The organism is Candidatus Methylomirabilota bacterium, from assembly GCA_028870115.1.
GTDB lineage: Bacteria > Methylomirabilota > Methylomirabilia > Methylomirabilales > Methylomirabilaceae > Methylomirabilis.
Window position 1 is genome coordinate 1 of the sequence record JAGWQH010000023.1, and the last position, 1,350, is coordinate 1,350.

Sequence of the window (1,350 nt, forward strand, 5' to 3'; positions counted from 1 at the left end):
ACGGCCCCGTCTCGGCGAGTCTTCCTGGTTCACGGCCATGATCAGGCCATCCTTCAGCAGACGGCCCGCTTTCTCGAAAAGTTGGACCTGCAGCCCGTGATCCTCTTCGAGCAACCGGGAAAGAACCAGTCGATTGTCGAGAAGCTCGAGGCCCATAGCAAGGTTTCCTTCGCCATCGTCTTGCTCACGCCAGACGACACGGGTAAGGCGGCTGGGGCTTCGGAGGCTTCGCAGCCGCGTGCTAGACAGAACGTGATACTAGAACTAGGGTATTTCTTGGGGAAGCTCGGACGGTCCCAGGTTGCTGTCCTCTACGATGAGAGCGTTGAGTTACCATCAGACTACAGGGGTATCGAGTACGTTAAGCTCGACGCGGAGGGTGCATGGAAACTCAAACTGGCAAAAGAACTGAAAGCGGCTGGTTTGCATGTGGACATGAACAAGGCTGTCTGAAGATGCCGAGCAAAGGTTTTGCAGCGGACGCGCAATAGACGCCTGCCGTTAGCAAAGTCGACTCGAAGAGTGAGTTTTGATACACTTTTTTGGGGAGGTTGAGGTGACAAAGTTTCTTCAAAGGGTATTCGAGGAAGCATTGACTTCCTAAGTCTGAGGAGGATGCCATGACAACTGTCGAGTCGATTGAGCGCGCTATCGAGCGGCTTTCCCCCGACGAACTTGCCAAATTGCGACGCTGGTTCTTGGAGTTCGATGCCGCCGCTTGGGATGCTCAGATCGAAGCAGATGCTGCTGCCGGAAAATTCGATGCGTTAGCTAAAGAGGCTCTAGCTGAATACCGTAGCGGTAAGGCGCGCGAGATTTGAGGCACTTCACGTCGAGCCAATTCTGGCGCTGTTTCGATGCTCTGCCAACCGCCATCCAGGATCTCGCCAGACGCGACTACGCTCTTCTCAAGCAAAATCCGGCGCACCCATCCCTACAATTCAAATCCGTGTGTGGCGGACGCTTCCGTAGCGTTCGGATCGGTACTCATTACCGTGCCCTTGGGCTGCCAGTCCCAGAGGGGGTGCAGTGGTTCTGGATTGGGCCGCACGCCAAGTACGACAAGTTCTTTGGCTAACCATTCGAGGAATCGGATCTGTTACCTATGTACCCGGTTTGTACTGTTAGCCTTGGTTTTTGCGAGCGCAGCATCGGAATGAGGAGGTTTCGGAAAATCGGATGGGTGAGTCCTATGCGTATCGGTCTACAGCGGGGGTGTCGGAATCTGAAGCTACAGGTTATCCCAACCAGATTAACAGCTTTGTAACATACTTCATCGCGAACATGGAGGCCAAAAGCATAGCCATCCCTAAAATCATATTGATATTGCGCCGCGTTTCAGGTTTCATC

General features: G+C 53.7%; 2 protein-coding genes. Both read left to right on the forward strand.

All coding sequences use genetic code 11. The annotated features are described in order from the left end of the window. A partial coding sequence (locus tag KGL31_01675; protein MDE2320614.1) for a nucleotide-binding protein occupies positions 1-453 on the forward strand: 453 nt, incomplete at its 5' end. A 167-nt stretch (positions 454-620) separates the two neighbouring features. After that, the gene (locus KGL31_01680; protein ID MDE2320615.1) at positions 621-821 is read left to right on the forward strand and encodes a hypothetical protein; all 201 of its coding nucleotides are present in this window, start codon (positions 621-623) and stop codon (positions 819-821) included. The last annotated feature ends 529 nt before the right edge of the window (positions 822-1,350 follow it).